3 protein-coding genes are annotated in these 5817 nt (G+C 71.3%); all 3 read left to right on the top strand.

The features are described from left to right. The first annotated feature begins 176 nt into the window (after positions 1-176). On the top strand, positions 177-764 hold the full coding sequence (locus ACIRPX_RS33490; protein ID WP_404202305.1) for a TetR/AcrR family transcriptional regulator: 588 nt from the start codon (positions 177-179) through the stop codon (positions 762-764). A gap of 1 nt (position 765) precedes the next feature. After that, entirely contained in the window at positions 766-1911 is a 1146-nt protein-coding gene (locus ACIRPX_RS33485; RefSeq protein ID WP_404202303.1) for a glycosyltransferase, read from the top strand. A gap of 344 nt (positions 1912-2255) precedes the next feature. Next, complete coding sequence (locus ACIRPX_RS33480) at positions 2256-5684, top strand: lectin (RefSeq protein ID WP_404202301.1); 3429 nt, start codon at positions 2256-2258, stop codon at positions 5682-5684. The last annotated feature ends 133 nt before the right edge of the window (positions 5685-5817 follow it).

Here is a 5817-nt window from a genome sequence, read left to right as displayed (position 1 = left end):
TGCGGCGCGGTGAGTTGGCTGGTGGGGGGGGGGGGTGTGGGGGGGGGGGGGGGGGGGGGGGGCCCCCCCCCCCCCCCCGCCCCCCCCTCCCCCGCAGTGATGGTGTGGGGCGGCCGTGCGAGCTCGGCCGGCGCAGCCCTGCCAGGCGGCCGTAATTTCATGTTAGTGTTGTTAATATGAAATCAGCAAGGCCCTACACGATGCGAGCCCGGGCGGCCGGCGCGGAGAGCACCCGCAGCCGCGTACTGGCGGCCGCGGTAGGGCAGTTGAAGGGGCGCCTGCGGTCGGACATCCGCCTCAACGACGTGGCCGCGCAGGCCGGCGTCACCGTGCAGACGGTCCTGCGGCTGTTCGGCAGCAAGGCGGAGCTGTTCCGGCGCGCCCTGGACGAGGTCCTCGAGGAAATGCGCGACGACCTCGATCAGGCCGAGCCGGGCGACGTCGCCGGCGCCGTGCGCACTTGGTTCGACCACTACGAGCAGTTCGGCGACGTGGTGATCGCCAACCTCGCGGACGAGCACGACCCGGCCGTGGCTCCGGTGGTCCGCATAGGGCGGGAGCGGCACCGGGAGCGGGTCCGCACCGTGCTCGCACCACAACTCGGGCGGTTTTCCGGCGACGAGCGGGAGCGGGTCGTCGACGCCCTGGTGTGCATGAGCGACGTCTACACCTGGAAGCTCCTGTGCCGGGACATGCAACGGCCGCGGCAGGAGGCCGAGGCCACGCTCGAGATGATGATCAACTCGTTGCTGGGGGGCAGCTGAGATGGCACGCTTCGCGTTCGTCACCTGGGACGGCGCAGGTAACCAGACACCCGCCGTCGGCCTCGCGGCCGCGCTCACGGGCCGCGGGCACGACGTCACGTTCGCCGGGTACGACGGGCAGCGGGAGCGATACGCCTCCCTCGGCTTCCCGTTCCGGACGCTCGGTCACGCCCAGCGGCGGTGGCCCGCATCGCCACCGCCGGACTGGATGCCCGTCCTGGTCGACGCGGTCTGGGCCTGCCGGGAGCACCTGCGGGACATCCCCGCCCTGCTGGCCGCCGAGCACTACGACGCGCTGGTGATCGACTGCCTGATGTTCGCCGCGCTGGCGGCGGCCGAAAAGGAGTCCACACCCACCGCGGTCCTCCTGCACAGCGCCCCGAGCGCACTCGTGCCGCCGGGCGGCGGTGTGGACCACCTTGCCCTCGCCGGCGTCAACGAGGCCCGGACCACCGCCGGCCTGCCCGCAGTCAGCACCCTGTGGGACACATGGCGGCCCTTCCCCGTGGTGTGCGCCGGCACGCCCGACCTCGACCCGCCCACACCTGACGCGCCACCGGCGCTCGAGTACGTCGGACCGGTCTTCGAGCCCCGTCGCGGCGCCCCGTGGAGCGGGCCCTGGCCGGCCCAGGACGAGCGCCCGCTGGTGCTGGTGAGCTTCTCCAGCGGCCAGGCGTGGGATCAGACGTCACGGATCAGCCGAACGCTCACCGCCCTTCCCGCCGACCGCCACCGTGTACTGGTCACCACGGGACTGGCCGACGTCAGTCGGGTGTCGGTACCGGGGGACGCCGTCCTGGTGCCGTTCGTTCCGCACGTCGACGTACTGCCGTACGCGTCCGTCACGGTCACCCACGGCGGGCACGGCACCGTCGCCGCGTCCCTGGCGCACGGCGTGCCTCTCGTCGCCCTGCCCAACCCGGCGGCCGACCAGCCCGCACTGGCCGCACACGTCGAACGTCTCGGCGCGGGGATCGCCCTCGACGGCGACGGGGCGACCCCCGACGACATCGCCGACGCGGTCCGCACCGTGCTCGAGGACGACTCGTACGCCGCCCGCGCACGGCAGTTGGCCCGCTCCATCAGCGCGCTGCCAGGCCCGGACGGTGCCGCGGCGCGGCTCGAACGCATCGCGAAAGCGGGCTGAGCCCCTGCGAGGAGCGCGCTTCGCGCTCGGTCACGCTGTCCGCCGACGTATCGTCACATCATTTAATCCACACGTCACTTGAGTCCCCGCCCGAAGGCCGTGCCCGGCGGATCGCGATCCGGGTAAACGGCGGACCAAGAGCTGCTCGGCCGTGAACCTCGGTATCAGAAAGTTCTGTTGGCCTCGTTGACATGCCGCAAGCACAGGCGTTTCACTCAACTCTCGTGCATGGCAACGTTGTCAGGCCATTGGGATGACCGGCACCGTTGCCTGTCGCCGACGTGCGCCTTTTCGCGTACGTCGGCTCCTCATGTGCGAAGTGGGAAACGCTGCGGAGGCAACCGATGGTCAGACCCCGACGCTCAGCCGAGCCCCGTAACCGCCAGAGATTCCGCCAACGCCTGGCCGTGGTGTCCGTCCTGGGCATCGCCGTGCTTCCGCTCCCCGCGATCGGCGGCGCCCATGCCGCGAGCGCCGCGGCACCGGCCTTGGTCAAGGACCCCGCGTCCCTGGTCAACCCCCTGATCGGCACCTCCGGTGCGGTGGACACCTTCCCCGGGCCCGACATGCCGGCCGGGATGGTGCAGTGGGGGCCGGACACGACCCCCGACCGTCCCTCGGGCGGCGGTTACGAGTACAACGACAAGAAGCTCTCCGGCTTCAGCCTCACCCATGTCTCGGGACCCGGCTGCGGCGTCGCCGGTGACCTGCCCGTCCTGCCCGTGACCGGCGCGCTGTCCGGCAGCCTCGGCAGCACGTCCGTAGGCTTCAGCCACGACGACGAGAAGGCGGGCATCGGCTCCTACCAGGTGACCGACGCCAACGGGGTCACGACCCGGCTGACCGACACCACCCGCGCCGGCCTGGGCGCCTTCACGTTCCCCGCGGGCAAGCAGGCGAACCTGCTGTTCAAGCTCAGCGGCGGCGCCACGCAGGTGGACGGCACCCGGGTCCAGGTGGTGAGCAAGAAGGAGATCAGCGGCGCGATCGACAGCGGTCACTTCTGCGGCGCGAGCAACAGGTACACGCTGCACTTCGACATCAAGTTCGACCAGCCCTTCACCGCGAGCGGCACCTGGGTCGGCAGCACCATCAACTCGAGCGCGACCTCGCTGAAGGCGGGCAAGGTCCGGCAGAAACTGTCGACGCACCCGTCGACACCGCTCGAGGAGAAGCACTTCACCGTTCCCGCGGCACCGTCCCCGACCGTGCACGGCAGCAGCGGCGACGCGCACTCCAGCAGCCCGTCCCCGGCACCGAGCGCCGGCAGCACACCCCGGACGTCCTCCGGCAAGACCGCGGCGGCCGACGCGGCCGAGCCCCCCACCACGGGTGCCAACGGGATGTACCTGACGTTCGACACCTCCGCCGACGCGACGGTGCGCGCGAAGGTCGGGATCTCGTACACGAGCGACGCGGGCGCGGCGCTCAACCTCTCCCGTGAGATCAGGAACTGGAACCTCGACGCCGTCGGCCGGGCCAACCACGACGCCTGGAACACGGTGCTGAACAAGGTACGGGTCGGCGGCGGCTCCGCGGACCAGCAGGTGCAGTTCTACACCGCGCTGTACCACGCGCTGCTGCACCCGAACGTCTTCTCGGACGCGGACGGCCGGTACATGGGCATGGACAACCAGGTCCACAAGCTGGCCAGGGGGCAGCACGCCCAGTACGCCAACTACTCGGGCTGGGACACCTATCGCTCCCAGACCCAGCTGATGGCGATGGTCGAACCCAAGGTCACCAGCGACGTCGTCACCTCGATGCTCAACGGCTACGACCAGACCGGTCTGCTGCCCAAGTGGGCCTCGAACAACGGCGAGAGCTACGTGATGGTGGGTGACCCGGCCGCCGGCATCATCGCCGACGCGTACGCCTTCGGGGCCCGCGGCTTCGACACCGGCAAGGCGCTCGCCGCCCTGCAGCACGAGGCCACCGTCCCGAACAACGACCGCCCGGGCGAGTCGGTGCGGGACGCGAAGGGCTACCTCCCGCTGGACGAGAACGACTACGGCTGCTGCAACTTCTACGGACCGGTCTCCACGCAACTGGAGTACGACTCCGCGGACTACGCCGTCGCCGCCTTCGCGAAGTCGCTGGGCAAGAAGGACGTCTACACGAAGTTCGCCACCCGTGCGCAGGACTGGATGAACGTCTTCAACCCGCAGACCGGCTACATGCAGGGAAAGAACAAGGACGGCCGTTTCACGGGCGGTTTCACCCCGGGCACCTCCAACGGATTCGTGGAGGGCACGTCGGCCCAGTACACACCGATGGTCCCCTTCAACCTGCGGCAGCTCATCCAGGCACGGGGCGGCGCGAAGGCGTACTCGTCCTACCTGGACAGCCTGCTGGACAACGTTGCCCACCCCGGCGGCACCGATGCCGACCTGAGCAACGAGCCCAGCGTCGAGATCCCGTGGGAGTACGCCTACACGGGCGAGCCGTGGAAGACCCAGGCAGCCGTACGTGACGCCCAGCAGAAGCTGTACTTCAACGCTCCCGTCGGCTCCTTCGGCAACGACGACCTCGGCGCGATGAGCTCCTGGTACGTCTGGTCCGAGCTCGGCATGTACCCCGAGACCCCGGGCGCGGACACCCTGGTGCTCGGCAGCCCGGCCTTCCCCGTGGCCAAGGTCACCGCCGGACACGGCAGGACGGTGAAGATCAAGGCACCGCAGGCCGCGCCCGACGCACCCTACGTGCAGTCGCTCGACGTCAAGGGCAAGGCGTGGAAGACGTCCTGGCTGACGTACCGGCAGTTCGCGGGCGCGGGCACGCTCGACTTCACCCTCGGCACCCGGCCCAACACCTCCTGGGCGTCCGCCCCGTCCGCGGCACCGCCGTCGGACACCACCGGCGGTGACCGGGTCCTGGCCGCCACCGGTCCCACCAGCGACGGCCTCGTCCTGCAGCCCGGCGAGTCCGGCGACGGCACACTGAAGCTGACCAACCTCGGCAGCGAGTCCGTCACCGCCGACTGGAAGGCGACCGCACCGTCCGGCGTCACACTCGACACGGCGTCCGGCTCGATGACCGTGGCCGCCTCGGGCAGCGCGGAGGCGAAGGTCCATGTGACGGCCGGCCCGGACGAGGGAACCTTCCCGGTCACCTTCGCCCTGACCGACCACACGACCGGTGCGGCGCTGGGCAGTGCGACCCTCCGCGTGGCCGTGGCCAAGGCGGGTGCCCTGTGGCCGTACGACACCAACGAGGGCGTCTTCCCGGACGGCGCCACCTTCTCGTCCGGGTTCGACGGCGGTGGCTGGGCGTACTCGCAGAACGCCCTGTCGGCGTCAGGCGTCACCAGCGGCTCCACCATCACGGCCGACGGCATCTCCTACGTCTGGCCGACGGTGACGTCGGGTCAGCCGGACAACCTGGAGATGGCCGGCCAGACCATCCCGATGCCGGCCGGCACCTCCGGTGCGTCGCTGGGCCTGCTGGGCGCGGCGGCCAACGCGCCGACCGACGGCAGTGGGGTCTCGGGCACGGTGACCGTCACCTACACCGACGGCACCACCTCCAAGGGGACGGTCGGCTTCTCGGACTGGACGCTGGGCGGAGGGGGCGGCACGCCGCTTCCGGATGACACGACGGCCGTCACGACGGCCTACCGCAACACCGCGAGCGGTGGCCGGGACAGCGTGAAGACCTACGTCTTCGCCACGAAGGTCCCCCTCGACGCCTCCAAGCAGGTCGCGTCGGTCACCCTCCCGGTGACCGGCTCCACCGGCACCGCCCACCTGTTCGCCTACGGCTTCGGCCACTGAGACACGGGAGGGACCGACACCGGCGGGGGCGGGCCCCCGCGCGGGCCCCCGGGGCGGCCCCCCCCGGCCCGGCGGCCCCCCGCCGCCGGGCCGGCCCCGGGGCCGCCCCCGGCGGCCGGGCCGGCGCCCGGGG

Origin of the sequence: Streptomyces sp. NPDC101225 (genome assembly GCF_044767585.1) — a bacterium.
Classification (GTDB): domain Bacteria; phylum Actinomycetota; class Actinomycetes; order Streptomycetales; family Streptomycetaceae; genus Streptomyces.
This window is presented reverse-complemented; position numbering and strand designations above follow the sequence as displayed.